This is a genomic window from Actinosynnema pretiosum (assembly GCF_002354875.1).
GTDB classification, from domain to species: Bacteria; Actinomycetota; Actinomycetes; order Mycobacteriales; family Pseudonocardiaceae; genus Actinosynnema; species Actinosynnema auranticum.
Map to the genome: position 1 here is coordinate 5890405 of NZ_CP023445.1, position 19372 is coordinate 5909776.

At 75.2% G+C, this 19372-nt stretch carries 7 protein-coding genes; 1 reads left to right on the plus strand and 6 read right to left on the minus strand.

Translation table 11 applies throughout. From position 1 onward, the window contains the following. Window positions 1-63: 63 nt before the first annotated feature. From helR to CNX65_RS24915, 4 genes are all read right to left on the minus strand, one after another. Window positions 64-2265, minus strand: a complete 2202-nt coding sequence (helR, locus tag CNX65_RS24900; protein ID WP_177154342.1) for an RNA polymerase recycling motor ATPase HelR — start codon at window positions 2263-2265, stop codon at window positions 64-66. A 208-nt stretch (window positions 2266-2473) separates the two neighbouring features. Then, window positions 2474-3289, minus strand: a complete 816-nt coding sequence (locus CNX65_RS24905) for an ABC transporter ATP-binding protein (protein WP_096495934.1) — start codon at window positions 3287-3289, stop codon at window positions 2474-2476. Continuing rightward, complete coding sequence (locus CNX65_RS24910; RefSeq protein ID WP_096495935.1) at window positions 3286-4317, minus strand: FecCD family ABC transporter permease; 1032 nt, start codon at window positions 4315-4317, stop codon at window positions 3286-3288. The genes CNX65_RS24905 and CNX65_RS24910 overlap by 4 nt, the downstream gene beginning before the upstream one ends. Next, window positions 4314-5315, minus strand: a complete 1002-nt coding sequence (locus CNX65_RS24915; RefSeq protein ID WP_096495936.1) for a FecCD family ABC transporter permease — start codon at window positions 5313-5315, stop codon at window positions 4314-4316. Before CNX65_RS24915 ends, CNX65_RS24910 begins: the two co-directional genes overlap by 4 nt. 171 nt (window positions 5316-5486) lie before the next feature. Between CNX65_RS24915 and CNX65_RS24920 the strand changes: the two genes are divergently transcribed. Further along, complete coding sequence (locus tag CNX65_RS24920) at window positions 5487-5786, plus strand: hypothetical protein (protein ID WP_096495937.1); 300 nt, start codon at window positions 5487-5489, stop codon at window positions 5784-5786. 56 nt (window positions 5787-5842) lie between these two features. Here the strand turns inward: CNX65_RS24920 and CNX65_RS24925 are convergent, their stop codons facing one another. Beyond that, window positions 5843-6037 carry an MbtH family protein gene (locus CNX65_RS24925; RefSeq protein WP_096495938.1) on the minus strand — a complete coding sequence of 65 codons (195 nt, stop codon included), beginning with the start codon at window positions 6035-6037 and terminating at the stop codon, window positions 5843-5845. Beyond that, window positions 6034-19368, minus strand: a complete 13335-nt coding sequence (locus tag CNX65_RS24930; protein WP_096495939.1) for a non-ribosomal peptide synthetase — start codon at window positions 19366-19368, stop codon at window positions 6034-6036. The genes CNX65_RS24925 and CNX65_RS24930 overlap by 4 nt, the downstream gene beginning before the upstream one ends. Window positions 19369-19372 lie beyond the last annotated feature (4 nt).

Genomic DNA, 19372 nt, shown 5'->3' on the forward strand with positions numbered 1-19372 from the left:
GCCGCCGGGAACGCGCGAAGGCCCGGCCCGCGTCCGGGACGGGCCTTCGCGGCGGACCGGCGGCTACCGCGCGGTCAGCGGGTCCTCGACCTCCACCAGGCCCGACAGCGACGGTGGCAGCGGGGCGGTGTGCAGGACGCCCAAGCGCTGCGTCGCGCGGGTCAGGGCCACGTACAGCTCCGCCGCGCCCCGGTCGCCGTCGGCGAGGATGCGCTCCGGCTCGACGACGAGCACCGCGTCGTACTCCAGGCCCTTGGTCTCCAAGGCCGCCACCGCGCCCGGCACGTCCGGCGGGCCGATGACGACGCTGGTGCCCTCCCGGCCCTCCTCGGCGCGGGTGAACCCGGCGACCGCCTCGGCGACCTGCTCGGGCGTCACGCGCCGCGCCCACGGCGGCACGCCGCACGAGCGCACCGACTCCGGCGGGCGCACCGACGGCGCGAACCCGGCCAGCACGGACGCCGCCACGGCCATGATCTCGGCCGGGGTGCGGTAGTTCACCGTCAGCTCCCGGTACACCCACCGGCCCGGCACGTAGCGGTCCAGCACGGCGCCCCACGAGTCGGCCCCGGCGGGCGAGCGGCGCTGCGCCAGGTCGCCGACGACGGTGAAGGACCGGTTCGGGCAGCGCCGCATGAGCACCCGCCAGTCCATCTCGGACAGCTCCTGCGCCTCGTCCACGACGACGTGCCGGTACGTCCAGTCCCGGTCGGCGGAGGCCCGCTCGACCAGGTCCCTGGTGTCGCGCTCCTCGAACCGCTCGGCCAGGTCGGAGGCGTCCACCAGGTCGGAGGCGATCAGGTGGTCCTCGTCGTCCATCATGTCGGCGCGCTCGACCAGCATCCCGAGCACGCCCTCGGCGAACCTGGCCTCCCGGTCGCGCGCCGCCTCGGCCGCCGCGTCGTCGGCCTTGTCGCGCCCGAGCAGGTCGACCAGCTCGTCCAGCAGCGGCACGTCCGACACGGTCCAGGCGTTGCCGCGCTCGCGCAGCAGCAGCTCCACGTCGGCGCCCGCCGCGCGCAGCCGCTCCGGCGACGAGTACAGGCCCGCGAGCAGCGACGCCGGGGTCAGCTTCGGCCAGAACCGGTCGACGAGCGCGGTGAACGAGTCGTCGTCGGCCAGCTCCTTGAGCAGCTCGCGGCGGGTGCGCTCCCACGCCTCCTTGTTGTCGCGGGTGAGCCAGCCCTTGCCGATCCGGGCGATGGCCCGCTCGGTGAGCACGTAGGTCAGGATCTCGGTGAACGTCGACCGCGCCTCGTTGTGCGGGAGGCCGCTGTCGCGGGCCTCCTGCCGGGCCCACTCGACCACGTCCCGGCCGAGCAGCAGGTCGTGCCCGCCCATCCGGACCTCGAGGGGTTCCTCGGGCAGCGTCTGCCGGTCGGCCACCGCCGCCGCCAGCACCTCCAGGAACTTCAGCGACCCCTTGACGCGCGCCGCCTCGGGGTCCTGCTCCTCGGCGGTGACGACCAGGCCCGGCACGAACCCGCCGGTGGTCGTGAACACCACGTCCGACTCGCCCAGCGACGGCAGCACCCGGCCGATGTGGTTCAGGAACGCCGGGTTCGGCCCGACGACCAGCACGCCGTGCCGCTCCATGCGCTCGCGCTGGGTGTACATCAGGTACGCGACGCGGTGCAGCGCCACGACCGTCTTGCCGGTGCCCGGACCGCCCTCGATGACCAGCACGCCGTCGTGCGCCAGCCGGATGATGCGGTCCTGCTCGGCCTGGATGGTCGCGACGATGTCGCGCATCCCCTCGCCGCGCGGCGCGTTGACCGCCGCCAGCAGCGCCGCGTCGCCGCGCTCCTGGTCGCCGGGGCGGCCGAGGACCTCGTCGGTGTAGTCGACGACCTTGCGGCCCCTGGTGTGGAACTGCCTGCGGCGGCGCATCCCCTCCGGGTTCGCGGCGGTGGCCACGTAGAACGGCCGGGCGGCGGGCGCGCGCCAGTCCAGCAGCGCGGGCTCGTAGTCGTCGTCCTTGTCGTACAGCCCGATGCGCCCGATGTAGGAGCGCTCACCGGTGATCGCGTCCAGGCGGCCGAAGCACAGGCCGTTGTCGGCCACGTCCAGCCGCTTGACCTCCCGCCCCAGCGAGCGGACCTCGGTGTCGCGCTCCACGAGCGAGCCGCTGTTGCCGCCGTTGCCCATCAGGGCGTTGTCGTACTCGGCCCGGACGCGGGCGCGCTCGGCGTCGAGCCGCGCGTACAGCTCCGCGACGTGGGCGCGCTCGGCGTCCAGTTCTTCTTCGTACCCTCGTGCAGCCACGTGCCCCTCACCAGCAGGTTCCGACCTCGGCGGGTGATTGTGCGCCAGGGCCTGGGCCTTGCCGCAAGCCCCCCGGTGTGCTATACGTTCAGACTGGGGGGACGTGCTCCCCCGTCGGGTCCCATCCTGCCCGACGGGACGCGCTCGGGCAGCACCGGCTCGGCAAGGCCCCCAGCGCCCTCGGCACCCTCAGCGCCCTCAACGCCCCTCAGGCGGCGTCCCCGCTCACCAGCCCCTTGCGCTCGCGCTTGAGCGGCACGACCAGCGGCGTCCCCGTCTCCGGGTCCGGGATGACCCGGCAGCGCAGCCCGAACACGTCCTCCACCAGCTCGGCGGTGACGATCTCGCTCGGGTCGCCCTGGGCCACCACGCCCCGGCCGGGCCTCATCGCGATCAGGTGGGTGGCGTAGCGGCAGGCCTGGTTGAGGTCGTGCAGCACCGCGACGAGGGTGTGCGCGCCGTCCTCGTGCAGGTCGGCGCACAGGTCGAGCACCTCGACCTGGTGGGCGACGTCCAGGAACGTGGTGGGCTCGTCGAGCAGCAGGATCGGGGTCTGCTGGGCCAGGGCCATGGCCAGCCACACGCGCTGGCGCTGCCCGCCGGACAGCTCGTCCACCGGCCGGTCGGCCAGCTCCGCGACACCGGTCAGGCGCATCGACTCGGCGACCACCCGCTGGTCGTCCTCGGACCACTGGCGCAGCAGCCGCTGGTGCGGGTACCGGCCGCGCGCCACCAGCTCCTCCACCACGATGCCGCCGGGGGCGGTGGAGGTCTGCGGGAGCAGGCCGAGCCTGCGGGCGACCTCCTTGGAGCGGTAGGAGGAGATCGCCGCGCCGTCGAGCAGGACCGTGCCCGAGGTGGGCTTGAGCATCCGCGCGAGCGCCTTGAGCAGGGTGGACTTGCCGCAGGCGTTGGGTCCGACGATGACGGTGAACGAGCCGTCCGGGACGGCGACGTCGAGGTGCTCCGCCACCAGGCGCTCGTCGTAGGCCAGGGTCAGGTCCTCGCCGCGCAACCGGGTCATCGCCCGCTCCCCTTCCGCCACTCGGCGGCCAGCAGCCACACGAGGTAGAGCCCGCCGATGGCCCCGGTGGCGATGCCCACCGGCAGCTGTGAGGTCGGGAACAGCTTCTGCACGGCCAAGTCGCCCAGCAGCAGGAGCAGGCCGCCGGTGAGGGCGGACGCGACCAGGACCGGGGTGGGCGAGCCGGTGAGGCGGCGGGCCAGCTGGGGGGCGGCCAGCGCCACGAACGTGATGGGGCCCGCGGCGGCGGTGGCGACGGCGGCCAGTCCGACGCTGAGCGCCAGGAGCGCGAGCCGGGTCGGTTCGGCGGGCACGCCCAGGCCCGTCGCGGTCAGGTCGCCCATCTCCAGCAGGGCCAGCCTGCGGGCCAGCGCGAGCGCGCACGGGAGCAGGACCACGAGGGTGGCGGCGAGGACCTGCACGTGGCCCCAGCCCCGGTTGTTCAGGCCGCCGACCAGCCACGCCTGCGCGGCGAGCGCGCTCTCCAGCGAGGTGCGGGTGAGCAGGAACGAGTTGGCGGCCAGCATCATCGCGCTGACGCCGATGCCGACCAGGACCAGCCTGAAGCCCTGGACGCCGCCGCGCAGCGCCAGCAGGTAGACGGCGGCGGAGGTGATCAGGCCGGTGACGGCGGCCGAGGTGGCGACGGCGGTCATGCTCGCCTGGAAGACGACCGTGGCGGCGATCGCGCCGGTGGCCGCGCCCTGGGTGAAGCCGATGACGTCCGGGCTGGCCAGCGGGTTGCGGGACAGGCTCTGCAGGATCGCGCCGGACGCCGCCAGCGCCGCGCCGACCAGGAAGCCGGTGAGGAGCCTGGGCAGGCGCAGGGTGAGCACGACGAAGTCGGAGAACGGGTCGCCCTGGCCGAGGAAGGTGGTGAGGACCTCGACGGGGGTGAGCGGGTAGTCGCCGGTGACCAGGGTGGTGACGGTCGCGGCCAGGGCCAGCGCGGCGAGGGCGGTGGTCACGGCGAGGGAGCGGGGGCTGACCCTGGTGGAGAGCGGGCCCGCGCGCAGGACTCGGGTCACAGCTGCGCCAGCTTCCTGCGCCTGCACAGCGCGATGAACACGGGGGCGCCCAGGAGCGCGGTCACGATGCCGACCTCCACCTCCTGGGGCGCGATGACGACCCGGCCCACGACGTCGGCGCCCAGGAGCAGGACCGGGGACAGGACCGCCGAGTAGGCGAGGACCCAGCGCTGGTCGGTGCCCGCGGCGGCGCGGGCGATGTGCGGGACGGTCAGGCCCAGGAACGAGATGGGGCCCGCGGCGGCGGTGGCCGCGCCCGCCATGAGGGTGATCGCGACGACGCCGAGGGCGCGGGTGCGGGTGGGGCTCGCGCCCAGCGCGCGGCCGGTGCTCTCGCCCAGCGCCAGCGCGTTGAGGCTGCGGCCCAGCAGCAGCGCGGTGAGCACGCCCGCGACGACCAGGGGGGCGATCTGCCAGACGGTCTCGGCGGTGCGGCCCGCGAGGGAGCCGACGTTCCAGAAGCGGAAGGACTGGAAGGTCTGGGCGTTGAGCAGCAGCACGGCGGAGGTGTAGGCGTAGAGGACGGCGGTCAGCGCCGCGCCGCTGAGCACCAGGCGGTCCGGGGTGACCGTGCCCCGGCCGGTCGCGCCGAGGACGTAGACGGCGACGGCGGACACCGCCGCGCCGGCCAGGGAGAACCAGAGGTAGCCGGAGGCGGAGGTGATGCCCAGGAACGCGATGGCGGTGACGATCGCCGCCGCCGCGCCCATGTTCACGCCCAGCAGGCCGGGGTCGGCCAGCGGGTTGCGGGTGAGGGCCTGCATCAGCGCGCCGCTCAGGCCGAGGGAGACGCCCGCCAGCAGGCCGAGGGCGGCCCTGGGGACGCGGACGTCGCGGATGATCGCGGCGTCGCCCGAGCCGTCATCGGCCTGGAGCAGCGACCAGGTCTGGGTGAACGGGATGCTCTTGGTGCCGACCCACAGGCTCAGCGCCACCACGAGCGCGAGCGCGGCGAGAGCCAGCAGCAGACCCAGTGACCGCACCACCGACCGGGACACCGCACCTCCCCTTCGTTCCTTAGGGGAGGCTAACCGATGTGGGGCGCGGCACGCGCGGGGGTGGTGATCTTCGCGCGCGCTCCCGGCCGGGGCGGTCGGCGGCACGCCGACCGGAGTTGTCCGACACCGCCCCACGTCGACGCCGATCCGTCGTACCGTGGTGGTGTGGGGATGACCGAGAAGCGCAGGGCCTGGCCGTTCCCGGTCGCGCTGGTGGCGAACGCGGTGCTGGGCGTGGTCTCCGCCCTGCCGCTCGCGTGGGGGTTCGCGCTGCTGGTCGACCTGGCGGGCCCCGGACCGTCGGACCCGCCGGACGTCGCGGCGCCGCTGTCGCTGCTCACCCCGGTGCTGCTGGTGTTCCTGCTGCTGAACGCGGTGCTGTTCAAGCTCAGCGGGAGCAGGGCGAGCAGCTACTGGCCGGTGAACGTGCTGGTCCTGCTGGTGCCCGCGCTGCTGGCGAGCTGCGCCTAGCGAAGCGCGGGGGCAGGCGGCCGGGGGCGCCGAGGAAGCGCCCCCGGCCGCTCACCTCACCGCAGGCTCACCGGCCGCAGGTCGGTCCAGTTCTCCTCCACGTACGCCACGCACGCCTCGCGCCCGCCGGGCCCGAACACCGGGTCCCAGCCCGCGGGCACCTCCGCGAACGCGGGCCACAGCGAGTGCTGCCCCTCCGCGTTCACCAGCACGTGGAAGACGCCCTCGGCGTCGTCGAACGGATTGCTCATGCGTCGATCCTCCCGTCAAGGTCGCCGACCAGCGCGTCCAGCTCGGCGCGCAACCGCTCGGCCCACCGCTCCACCGTGGCCCGCTCGAACAGGTCCACCGCGTACACCAGGTAGCAGGGCACGGCTCCGCCGCCCCTGGGTTCGTAGAAGCTGAGCGTCAGCTCCGCCGTCGTGCTCCCGGTCGGCACCGCGACCAGCTCGCCCAGCTCGCCGCCGAGCGCCGCCCGCTCGTGGTGCACGACCACGACCTGCGGGTCCGCGCCGGGCAGCACGTCGGCGTGGTCGAACGCCGCCAGGTCCGCCTCCCGCACCCGCGCCAGCAGCTCGGCCCAGGTCGGCGACCCGGCCACGTCGGTGCGCAGCACCACGGGTGTGAAGAACGACCCGACCACGTCGGCCAGCGCCTCCTCGGTCCGCCCGGCGACCAGCGCGCCGATCGGCACGTCCGCGCCGTGCTCGGACAGCGCCACCGCCAGCGCCGCCTGCACCACCATGAACAGGCTCGTCCCGGTCGCCGACGCCACCGCGCCGATCGCCTCGTGCAGCGAGGCGGGCAGCTCGAACGGCACCACGTCGGCCGCGTAGCGCGGGCCGGGAGCCGTTCCCGCGTAGGGGAGTTCGAGCCTGGGCAGGTCGCGGAGCGCGTCGCGCCAGAACGCCCGCTGCCGCTCCCCCACCACCTCCGCGACCTCGGCCGACCACAGCGCGTAGTCCGCGTACCCGACCGGCAGCTCCGACCACGTCGGCGCGGAGCCGGAAACCCTTGCCCGGTAAGCGCTGACGAGATCCCGGACCAGCGGGACCACCGACCACTCGTCCACGGCCAGGTAGTGCATGGTCAGCAGCAGCGCCTGCCGCTCCCCCGCCACCACCAGCCGGGCGCGCGCGGGCGGTCCGGCCAGCAGGTCGACCTCCTCGCGGGCGAACCCCGACAGCGCCGCGTCGAGTTCCCGCACCACAACGGTTTCCAGCTCGGGCGCGGGCGCCGGGCGCTGCACCCGGCCGTCCAGCACCACCCGCAGCGGCTCGTGCCTGGCGACCACGTCCCCCCACGCCGCGGCGAGCGCGCCCGCGTCGAAGGTCCCGCGCAGCGCCAGCGCGTGGTCCCACCCGCCTCGGGTGGCCCACCTCGCCCGCTGCACCGCCGACATCGGCAGCTCCACCGGCCGCTCGATCCGCCGCAGCCTCGGCCGCTCGGACACCGCGCCGCTGAGCCTGCCCGCGAGCCCGGCCACGGTCGGCGAGTCGAACACGTCCCGCAGCGCCAGATCGACCCCGAACACCGCGCGGATGCGCCCGACCAGCCGCATGGACGCCATCGAGTGCCCGCCCAGCTCGAAGAAGCTGTCGTGCGCGCCCGGCGAGACGCCCAGCACCTCGGCGAACAGCTCCGCCACCGCCTTCTGCTCCGGCGTGCTCGGCCGGTCGTCGCCCGCGAGGGCCGACCAGTCCGGGCGCGGCAGCGCGCGCCGGTCCAGCTTCCCGTTGGGGGTCAGCGGGAGCGGGCCGGGCAGGACCACGACGGCGGCCGGGACCATGTGCTCCGGCAGGCGTTCCGCGACGCGCGACCGCAGCCCGGACGGGTCGAGCTCGACCTCGCCGGAAACCGGGACGACGTACCCGACCAGCCTGGTGATCTCACCCTCGCGGTCGGCCACCACGGCGGACTGGGCGACGCCCTCGGCGCCCGCGAGCACCGCCTCCACCTCGCCCAGCTCGACCCGGAAGCCGCGGATCTTGACCTGGGTGTCGACCCGGCCGAGGAAGTCCACGTTCCCGTCCGCGCGCCACCGCGCCCGGTCGCCGGTCCGGTACATCCGCGCGCCGGGCGGGCCGAACGGCGAGGCCACGAACCGGGACGCGGTCAGGTCGGGGCGGCCGAGGTAGCCGCGCGCCAGGCCGCGCCCGGACACGTACAGCTCCCCCACCACGCCGGGTGGCACCGGCCGCAGCCGGGAATCGAGCACGTGGACGGTGGTGTTCGGGTCGGGCACGCCGATCGGCACCGCGCCACCCCAACCGGGAACGGCGCGCCACAGCGTGGAGTTCACCGTGGCCTCGGTGAGCCCGTACGCGGCGAGCAGGTTCAGCCGACCGGCCCAGCGGCCGATCAGGTCCGGCGGCACGGTCTCGGTGCCCACCAGGATCGTCGAGCCGTCGGGCAGCTCGCAGTCGGCGGGCAGCGCGGACACCAGGGACGGCGGCAGCACCATGTGCGTGATCCGCCGGTCCCGCAGGAAGTCCGTGAGCGCGGGACCGGCGACGCGCACCTCGTCGGGCGCGAGCACGAGCCTGCCGCCGACGCACAGCGCCATGGTCAGCTCGAACACCGCGACGTCGAAGCCGACCGAGGCGAACTGGAGCACCCGGCTGTCCTCGGTCAGGCCCATCCGGTCGATCGCGGTGGCCGCGAGGCTGGCGATGCCCTCGTGCGGGACCACCACGCCCTTCGGCCGCCCGGTGGAGCCGGAGGTGTAGATGACGTACATGGCCGAGTCGAGCGAGGCGGGACCGCAGTCCACAGTGGACTCGTCGGCCGCCGCCAGCTCGTCGGCGACCGCGTCCAGGTCCAGCCTGGGCACCGCGCCGGGCACCACCACCTCGCTGGTCGCCACCACCAGCTCGGCCCCGGAGTCCTCGACCACGTAGGCGATCCGGTCCGCCGGGTTCGACAGCTCCAGCGGCAGGTAGGCGGCCCCGAGCTTGAGCACCGCCAGCACGGTCGCGACCATCTCCACCGACTTCGGCACGGCCACGCCCACCACCGACTCGCGCCGCACGCCCCGCGCCGCCAGCAGCCGGGCGATCCGGTTGGAGCGGGCGTCGAGCCGGGCGTAGCTCTCCGAGCGGGCCCGGTCGACCACCGCGACCTCGTCCGGCCTGCGCGCCACGACCCGGGCGAACAGCTCGGTGAACGTCAGCTCCGGCACGTCCCGCGCGGTGTCGTTGAACTCGCGCAGCACCAGCTGCCGCTCGTCGTCGGCGAGCAGGTCGACCGCGCCGACCGGCGCGCCGGGGTCGGCGACGACGGTCGCGAGCAGCCGGGTCAGCCGCTGGGCGAGCCGCTGCGCGGTGGCCGCGTCGAACAGGTCGGTGGCGTACTCGACGCGGCAGCCGATCGGGCCGCCCGCCCGGTCGGTGAAGCTGAACACCAGGTCGAACTTGGCGGTCCCGGTCTCGTGCGCCTGCCACTCGACGGCCAGCCCGTCGAGCGCGAACTCCTCGGCGCCCCGGTTGTGGTAGCCCACCATGACCTGGAACAGCGGGTTGCGCGCGGCCGAGCGGACCGGGTTGACCCGGTCGACCACGGCCTCGAACGGCACGTCCTGGTGCGAGAACGCGGCCAGCGAGGTCTCCCGCACCCGGCCGACCAGCTCGGTGAAGCTCGGGTCGCCGGTCAGGTCCGCGCGCAGCACCAGCGTGTTGACGAAGAACCCGACCAGGTCGTCGAGCGCCTCGTCGGTGCGCCCGGCGATCGGCGCGCCGAGCGGGATGTCCTCGCCCGCGCCGAGCGCGCCGAGCAGCGCGGCCACGGCGGCCTGCAGGACCATGAACGCGCTGGCCCCGGTCTCCTGGGCGATCCCGCGCACCCCGGCGACCACCTCGGCCGGGAACTCCACCTCCAGGTCAGCGCCCCGGAACGTCGGGCGCGCGGGCCGGGGCCGGTCGACCGGGAGCTCCAGCTCCTCGGGCAGCCCGGCGAGCGCGCGCTCCCAGTGCGCGAGCTGCTCGTCGCCGACGACGCCCAGGAGTTCCCGCTGCCACAGCGCGTAGTCCGCGTACTGCACGGGGAACGCGGGCAGGTCGGGCTCCTCTCCCGCGCGCAGCGCCCGGTAGCACTCGGCGAGGTCGCGCAGGAACGGCCGGTCCGACCACTCGTCGGTGGTGATGTGGTGCAGCAGCACGACGACGAGGTGCTCGTCCTGGGCCAGGCGCGCGACCGTGACCCGCATCGGCAGTTCGCGCTCCAGGTCGAACGGCCTGCCCACCTCGGCGCGGACCAGGTCGGCGGCCTGCGCCCCGGTGGCCTCCACGCTGCGGAAGACCGGGTCGACGTCGGTCAGCACCCGCTGGAACGGCACGCCGTCGCGCTCGCCGAAGACCGTGCGCAGCGCCTCGTGCCGGTCGGTGAGCAGCCGGAACGCGCCGCGCAGCGCGGCCACGTCCAGCTCGCCGCGCAGCCGGAAGACCAGCGGGAAGTTGTACGCGGCGGAGGTGCCCTCCATCTGCTGGATGAGCCAGAGCCGCTGCTGCGCGTGGGAGAGCGGCAGCTCGTCGGGCCGCCCGTCCGGCCAGCGCGCGGGGCGCAGCGGTGGCCTGGCCGGGGCGCCGCCGCTCGCGCGGGCGGCGAGCAGGGCGGGGGTGGGGGCGTCGAACAGGTCGCGGATCGACAGCTCGACGCCGAGCGCGGTGCGGGCCCGGCTGACCAGCCTGGTGGCCAGCAGCGAGTGCCCGCCGAGGTCGAAGAAGCCGTCCTCCACGCCCGCCTCGGGCACGCCGAGCAGGTCGGCGAACAGCTCGCGCAGCACGCGCTCCGGCTCGTTCGCCGGCTCGCGGGAGGCGGCCCCGCCGGTGACGACGGGCTTGGGCAGGGCGCGGGTGTCGAGCTTGCCGTTGACGGTCAGCGGCAGCGCGTCCACGGCCATGACGGCGGCGGGCACCATGTAGTCGGGCAGGCCGGACTTGAGCGACTCGCGCAGCCGCGCGGTGTCCGCTTCGGACACGACGTAGCCGATGAGCCGCTTCACCCCGCCCGGTCCGGCGTCCACGACCACGGCGGCGTGCGTGACGCCGGGGAGCGCGGCGAGCGCCGAGGTGACCTCGCCCAGCTCGACCCGGTAGCCCCGGATCTTGACCTGGTCGTCGGTGCGGCCGAGGAAGTCCAGGTTCCCGTCGGGGCGGGCGCGGACCAGGTCGCCGGTGCGGTACATGCGCTCGCCGGGCTCGCCGAACGGGTCGGCGACGAAGCGGGACGCGGTGAGGCCGAACCGGTCGTGGTAGCCGCGCGCCAGGCCGATGCCCGCGATGTACAGCTCACCGGGCGCGCCGGGCGGCGCGGGCCGCAGGCGGGCGTCGAGCACGTAGGCGCGGGTGTTCCAGATCGCCCGGCCCACGGTGGAGGTCGCGCTGTCCTCCGTGGACGCACCGAGGGTGTTGATCGTGTACTCGGTGGGGCCGTACAGGTTGTAGCCGGAGGTGCCGGGGGTGTCGCGCAGGCGCTGCCACACCGAGTCCGGCACCGCCTCGCCGCCGAGCAGCACCAGCGGCGGGACGTGCCCGGCCAGCAGGCCCTCCTCGATGAGCAGCTGCGCGTAGGTCGGGGTCACGTTGACCACGTCGATCCGGTGCTCGTCGCAGTAGGCGACCAGCGCGGCGGCGTCGCGGCGCAGCTCCTCGTCGCACACGTGCACCTCGTGGCCCTCCACCAGCCACAGCAGCTCCTCCCACGACATGTCGAAGGCGAACGACACGGTGTGGGCCACCCGCAGCCGCCTGCCGCCCGCCGAGGCGATGGCCGGGGCGAAGATCGCGCGCTGGTGGTTGAGCTGCATGTTCGTCAGGCCCCGGTACGGGGTGACGACGCCCTTGGGCCTTCCGGTGGAGCCGGAGGTGTAGATGACGTACGCCGGGTGGTCGAGCGAGAACCGGGGCCAGTCCACGACTTCCGGCGCGTCCGGCAGGTCCTCGACGAGCAGCGCGTCGTCCACCAGGCCGACCGACGCGGTGGACAGCACGCACAGCGGGTCGGTGTCGGCGATCATCAGGCGCAGCCGGTCGGCCGGGTGGTCCAGGTCGAGCGGCAGGTACGCGGCCCCGGTGCGCAGCACCGCGAACAGCGCCACGACCACGTCCACGCCGCGCGGCAGGGCGAGCGCGACCACCCGCTCCGGCCCGGCGCCCCGCGCGACGAGCACGGACGCCAGTCGGTCCACGCGGGCTTGCAGGTCCGCGTAGGTCAGCCGCAGGTCGCCGAACACCAGCGCGGTCTCGTCGGGCGTGCGCTCGGCCTGCTCGGCGAGCAGGTCGGCGATGGTGCGGTCGGGCACCGGGTTGGCGCTGGCGCCCCACTCGGCGGCGAGCGCGGCGCGCTCGGCGTCGGGCAGCACGTCGATCGCGCCCAGCAGCGCGTCCGGCCGGGTGACCAGGCGCTCCAGCGCGGTGGTGTAGCGGTCGAGCAGGGCCCGCGCGTGGTCGGCGTCGACCAGGTCGGGGCGCGAGGCCAGGGTGACCCGCGTGGTGCGGCCGGGCGTGATGATCAGGGTGAGCGGGAAGTGCGTTCCGTCCACGTTGGACACACCGGTGACGCCGTGCCGGGCGGCCAGCGCGGCGGAGCGGTCGTCGCCGTCGCCGGTGCGCAGCACGAACAGGGTGTCGAACAGCTGCCGGTGCCCGGCCTCCCGTTGGATCTCGCCCAGGCCCACGTGCTCGTAGGACATCAGCGCGGTGCGCTCGGCCTGCACCCGGACCAGCAGGTCCAGCACGCTCTCGCGCGGGTCGACGGCGACGCGGGTGGGGATGGTGTTGAGGAACATGCCGATGGTGCTCTCGACCCCGTCCACCTCCACGGGGCGCCCGGCGACGGCGGTGCCGAACACCACGTCGTCCCGGCCGACCTGGGCGGCCAGCACGAGCGCCCACGCGGTGTTGTGCACGGCGTTCGCGGTGACGCCGTGGGCGCGGGACAGGGCGCGCAGCCGGTCGGTCAGCTCCTGCGGCAGGTCGGCGTGCAGCTCGGCGGGGATGACCGGTTCGCGGGTGCGGTCCACCGGCGCGACGAGGGTCGGCTCGGCCAGGCCCGACAGGGCGGTGCGCCACGCGCCGAGCGCCGCGTCGTGGTCCTGGCGGGCCAGCCACGCCAGGTAGTCCCGGTACGAGCCCGGTTCGACCAGGTCCGCGTCCGGGTCGCGGAGCAGCTCCAGCAGCTGCTCCAGGAACAGCCAGGCCGACCAGCCGTCCCACAGCACCAGGTGGTGGGTGATGACGAGCCGGTCGCGGCCGTCCGGCAGGCGCAGCAGCAGGAACCGGGCCAGCGGCGGCGCGGCGAGGTCGAACCGCTCGCGCCGGTCGGCGGCCAGCAGCTGATCGACCTCGGCGTCCCCGGCCGCCCCGGTCCCGCCGATCTCCGCGACGCGCAGCGGGATCTCCAGGTCCGGCGCGATGAACTGCACCGGCTGCGGCACGCCGTCGCTGGTGAAGCCCGCGCGCAGGCTGGGGTTGCGGCGCAGCAGGAGCCTGCCCGCCGCGCGCAGCCGGTCGGCGTCGACCCGGCCGGTGAAGTCCATGACCTCCTGGGACAGGTAGACGTCGAGCGCGCCGGTGTCGTAGCTGGAGTGGAAGAACAGCCCTTCCTGCAGCGGGGACAGCGGCCAGGCGTCCTCGTGCGGGGGCAGCGCGGCGCGCTGGGCGTCGGTCAGCTCCAGCAGCGGGCGGTCGTCGGCGCGCGCGTCGACGACGTCCTCCAGCGCGGCAAGGGCGGCGACCGTGCGGTGCGCGAAGACGTCGCGCGGGCTGACCCCCACCCCGGCGCGGCGGGCGCGGGTGGAGACGGCGATGGACGTGATGCTGTCCCCGCCCAGCGCGAAGAAGTCGTCGTCGGGGCCGACGGCGGGCAGGCCGAGGACGTCGGCGACGATCCCGCACAGCAACTCCTCCCGCTCCGTCGCGGCGGCCCTGCCTGGCCGGTCGTCCCCCGGCTGGGCGGCGGTCCGCGCGGGGTCGGGCAGGGCGTTCTGGTCGAGCTTCCCGCTGGGGGACAGCGGGAAGTCGTCCAGCGCGACCAGGGCGTGCGGGGTCATGGCGGCGGGCAGGGCGCGGGACAGCGCGTCGCGCAGCGCGGTCACGTCGGCGGTCGCGGGCGTGACGTAGCCCAGGAGCTGGTTGTCCCGCGCGATGACGGCGGCGCGGGCGACGCCGGGCAGCGCGGCGAGCGCGGCCTCCACCTCGCCCGGCTCGACGCGGTTGCCGCGCACCTTGACCTGCCGGTCGGTGCGGCCCAGGTACACCAGCGCGCCGTCCGGGCGGCGCACGACGAGGTCGCCGGTGCGGTACATCCGCTGCCCCGGCTCGCCGAACGGGGAGGCGACGAACCGCTCCGCGGTCAGCGCGAACCGGCCGTGGTAGCCGAGCGCGAGCTGCGCGCCGGACAGGTAGAGCTCCCCCGGCACCCCGGCCGGGACCTGGCGCAGCAGCGGGTCCAGCACGTGCAGACCGGTGTTCCACACCGGGAAGCCGATCGGCACGGCCAGGTCCGCCTCGCCCCGGAACGGGTACCAGGTGACGTCGACGGCGGCCTCGGTCGGCCCGTACAGGTTGTGCAGCGGCACGCCGGTGAGCGCGCGCCAGCGGCCCGCGACGTCCCCGGTCAGCGCCTCGCCGCTGCTGAACGCCCGGCGCAGGCTGCGCGCCCACGCCGGGTCGTCGGCGACCTCGGGCACGCCGAGGAACGCGGCGAGCATCGACGGCACGAAGTGCAGCGTGGTGATCCCCTGCTCCCGCACCAGGTCCACGAGGTGGGCGGGGTCGCGGTGGCCGTCCGGGCGGGCGAGCACGACCGCCGCGCCCTCGCACAGCGGCCAGAAGAACTCCCACACCGACACGTCGAAGCTGGACGGGGTCTTCTGCAGCACCCGGTCGTCGGCGGCCAGCCCGTAGTGGTCCTGCATCCAGGCCAGCCGGTTGACGATGGCGCGGTGCGCGACGACGACGCCCTTGGGCCGTCCGGTGGAGCCGGAGGTGTAGATCAGGTACGCCGGGTCGTCGGGGGCGGGGGCGGGCAGGTCGGCGCCGCGGTCCTCCCCCTGGCGGTCCTCCCCCTGGCAGTTCTCACCGAGGCAGTCCTCCTGGCGCAGCACGACGTCCGCGCCCGAGTCGGCGAGCATGAACTCGACCCGGTCGGCCGGGTAGTCCAGGTCCAGCGGCAGGTACGCGGCCCCGGAGCGCAGCACGCCCAGCAGCGCCACGACCAGCTCCGCCGAGCGCGGGATCGCGACGGCCACGACCTTCCCCGCGCCGCGCTCGCGCAGCCCGCGCGCGACGGCGGCCGAGCGGCGGTCGAGCTCGGCGTAGGTGAGGGTGGCGCCCTCGAAGACGACGGCCACCGCGTCCGGGGTCTGGGCGACGCGCGCGGCGATGCGGTCGACCAGGGTGTCCTCCGGCACGGCCACGGCCTGCCCGGTCTGCGCGGCCAGCCACTCGGCCTCGCCGGGCGTGACGAGGGGGACGCGGGCCACCGGCCGGTGCGGGTCGGCGGCGAAGGCCTCCAGCAGCCGCACCAGGCGGTCGGCGAGCGCGGCGGCCTCGGCGTCGGGCACCCGGTGCTTGATCCGCAGCTCCAGCCGCTCGCCGGGGATCGCGATCAGGGCGAGCGGGTAGTGGACGCGGTCGCGGACCTCGACGTCGGTGACCACGTCGGGGAAGTTCTCGACCACGACGAGCGTGTCGAACAGCTCGCCCTGACCGGCCGCCCGCTGGATCTCGGCGAGGCCGAGGTGCTGGTGGTCCAGCAGCGCGGCCTGCTCGTCCTGGAAGCGGGTGAGGACCTGGGCGAGGGTGTCGGCGGGCGACCAGCGCTGCCGCACCGGCACGGTGTTGATGAACAGGCCCACGGCGGACTCGATGCCCTCGACCTCGGCGGGGCGCCCGGCGACGGTGCTGCCGAACACCACGTCCCGCCTGCCGGTTCGGCCGCCGACCAGCAGGCCCCAGGCGCCGTGCAGCACGGAGCCGGTGGTCAGGCCGAGCCTGCGGGCGGCGGCGGTGAGCGCGGCGGTGGCCTCGGCGGTCAGGAACGCGCTGTGCTGCCCGTGCCGGGGCGAGGGGTCGGGGACGACGCGGGTCGGTTCGTCCACATCGGACAGCGCCGCGCGCCAGGCGGCGCGGGCGGCGTCGGTGTCGCGGGTGGCGAGCCAGCGGTGGTAGGCGAGGTGGTCGGGCGCGCCGACCCGGCCGCCGTCCAGCTCGCGGCGCAGCAGGCCGACCGACCAGCCGTCGACCAGGATGTGGTGCAGCGTCAGGACGAGCTTGTCGCCGACGGCGGCGGCGCGCAGCAGCGGCGGGTGCTCCAGGTCGAAGCCGCCCGCCCGTTCCGCGGCCAGCACCCGCTCCAGGTCGGCGTCCGCCGGGTACTCGTGCCAGGGCAGCTCGGCGTGCGGCGGCACGAGCTGCACGACCTCGCCGCGCGCGCCCTGGCCGAACCCGGCGCGCAGCGCGGGGTGCCGGTCCAGCAGGCCCTGCACGTCGGCGCGCCGCACCGCGCGGCCCAGCGACAGGACCTCCTGCACCAGGTAGGAGTCGTCCGCGTCGAAGCGGGAGTGGAAGTAGAAGCCCTGCTGGAGCGGGGAGGCGGGCAGCACCTCGTGGTCGCCGGGGAACTGCGCGACCAGGTCGGCGGGCAGCAGCTCCACGTCCGCGTCGGCCCGCGCGCCGACGGGGCGGGAGGCGGCGGCCAGGTTCGCCGGGGTGCGGTGCTCGAACACCTGCGCCGGGGTGATCACCAGTCCGGCGGCGCGGGCGCGGGAGACGACCTGCATGGCGACGATGCTGTCGCCGCCCAGCTCGAAGAAGTTGTCGTGCACGCCGGGCTTGAGGCCCAGCACGGCGGTGAACGCGTCGACCAGGACGTGCTCGGCCGGGGTGGTGGCGGGGGCGTCGCCGCCCAGCGCGGTCCAGTCCGGGTCCGGCAGCGCCTTGTCGTCCAGCTTCCCGTTGGGGGTCAACGGGAGGGGGCCGGACATCGGCACCACGACCGAGGGGACCATGTGCTCGGGCAGCAGCGCGGCGGCCCGCTCGCGCAGCTCCGCGGGTTCGGCGCTACCGGTGAGGTAGGCGACCAGGCGCTTGACGCCCCGGTGGTCGCGGCGCACCCGCACCGCCGCCTGCGCGACGCCGGGCTGGGCCATGAGCACGCTCTCGACCTCGCCGGGCTCGACCCGGAAGCCCCGGATCTTCACCTGCCCGTCCGCGCGGCCCAGGAAGTCCAGGCTGCCGTCGGCGCGCCAGCGGACCCGGTCACCGGTGCGGTACATGCGGGAACCGGCCTCGCCGAAGGGATCGGCGACGAAGCGGGCGGCGGTGAGCGCGTGCTGCCCGTGGTAGCCGCGCGCCAGGCCGCGACCGCCGACGTACAGCTCGCCCTCCACGCCGACCGGGACCGGTCGCAGCGCGGAGTCCAGGACGTAGCAGCGGGTGTTGGGGTCGGGCACGCCGATCGGCACCGGCCCGGTCCAGTCCGGCTGCGCGGGCCACAGCGTCGAGTTCACGGTGGCCTCGGTGAGGCCGTAGGCGGCGACCACGCCCATCCGGCGCGCCCAGCGGGCGATCAGCTCGGACGGCACGGTCTCGGTGCCCACCACCAGGACCGCGCCCTCCGGCAGCTCGCACTCGGCGGGCAGCGCGGCCACCAGCGACGGCGGCAGGATCATGTGCGTGGCGCCGTGCTCGGCCAGGTAGTCGGTCAGCTCGGGGCCCGCGACGCGGCGGTGCGAGGGCACGACGATCGCGCGCCCGCCGACGCCCAGGGACATGCACAGGTCCCACACCGCGACGTCGAAGCCGACCGACGCGAACTGGGCGACGCGGCTGGATTCGGTGACGCCGAGGCGGTCGACGGCGGTGGCGATGAGGCTGCCGACGCCCTCGTGCGTGACGACGACGCCCTTGGGGCGGCCGGTGGAGCCGGAGGTGTAGATGACGTACGCGGCCTGGTGCAGCTTGATGTCCAGCCCGAGGTCGCTGCCGTCGTCCGGCAGGTCCCAGGCGTGGTCCTCGGTGATCACCAGCTTCGCGCCCGCGTCGGCGACCATGCCTGCGACGCGCTCGCGCGGGTGGTCGGGGTCGAGCGGCAGGTACGCGGCGCCCGCCTTCATGATCGCGAGCAGGGTGACGACCAGGTCGGCGGAGCGCGGCAGCACCACGCCGACGACGTCCTCGTGGTCCACGCCCAGCGCGCGCAGGGCGCGGGCCCTGCGGTTGGCGGCGGCGTTCAGCTCGGCGTAGGTGAGCCGGACGTCCTCGCACACCACGGCGACCGCGTCCGGGACGCGCGCGGCCTGCCGCTCGACCGCGCCCGGCCACGTGGTGTCCTCGGTCTCGCGCGGGCTGGTCCCCAGCTCGAGCAGCGCGGCGCGCTCCTCGGGGTCGGTGAGGTCGACGCGGGCGATCGGCAGGTCCGGGTCGGCGTCGAGCACGCGCAGGAACCGGCGCAGGTGCTCGGCCAGCTCGGCCTCGTCGCACACGGCGGCGTTGGCCTCGAAGGAGATCACCAGGGTGCCGGTGGTCGTCGGCATGAACGAGGTGGTGAGGTCGTTGACCGGGCCGGAGGCGAGTATGCGGAACTCGGTTTCCAGGCCGGGGAAGCCAGCCTCCGCGCCGAAGCCGAGGTAGTTCACGGTGGGCCCGACGAGTTCGGCTATGCCGTCGCGCAGGCCCAGCTCGCGGGCCAGGTCCTCGCCCCGGTAAGCGCTGTGCGGCAGCAGTTCCCGCACCTCGGTGTCGGCGAGCGCGACGAGGTCTGCCAGCGTGTTGTCCGGGCGGACCCGCAGCCGCAGCGGCAGCACGGTGGAAACCATGGCGGGGGTGGTGCGGGAGATCGGGTCGCGGCGGCCGGTGACCGGCAGGCCGAGGACGACCTCGGGCGCGCCGCTGACCCGGTGGGTGTAGGCGGCGACAGCGGCGATGACCTGGCGGGAGCCCTTGACCTCGGGCAGTTCGGCGATCAGCCGGTTGACCCGGCGGACCTGGCCTTCGGCGCGCGGCACGAGCCGCACCGGCTCGGGCAGGTCGGCGGTCTTGGCGTGCCAGTAGGCGCGGTCGGCGGCGTGCGCGGGGGAGTCCCGGTAGGCCTGTTGGGCGTCGACGAAAGCTTCCAGCGGCCGGGGGCGCAGCGGTCCGGGCTCGGCGTACAGCTCGCGGGCCCGCATCACGAGCAGCAAGCCGCCGTAGGCGTCCACGGCGAGGTGGTGGTAGCGCTGGTACCACAGCACGCGCCGCTCCCCCAGGCGCAGGAACGCCTGGTGGAACAGGGGGCCTGCGGCGAGGTCGACGAGCTGGGCGAGGTCCGCGTCCATCCAGGCGCGGGCCTCGGCGAGCGAGTCGAACTCCCGGTGCGTGACGACGGCGCTGGGTTCGACCGGGGTCTGCCCGTGCTCGTCGAACCGCACGTGCAGGGCGCCCGCTTCCGCGATCGCCTGGCGCACGGCGGTCTCCAGCCGGGCGAGGTCGACCTCGCCGCGCAGTTCCAGGTACCAGCCGAAGTTGTAGACGGGGTTGTCGGGCTCGATCCGCTGGGCGAGCCAGACGCCCGACTGGGCGCCGGTGAGCGGCAGCGACGTCATGGGA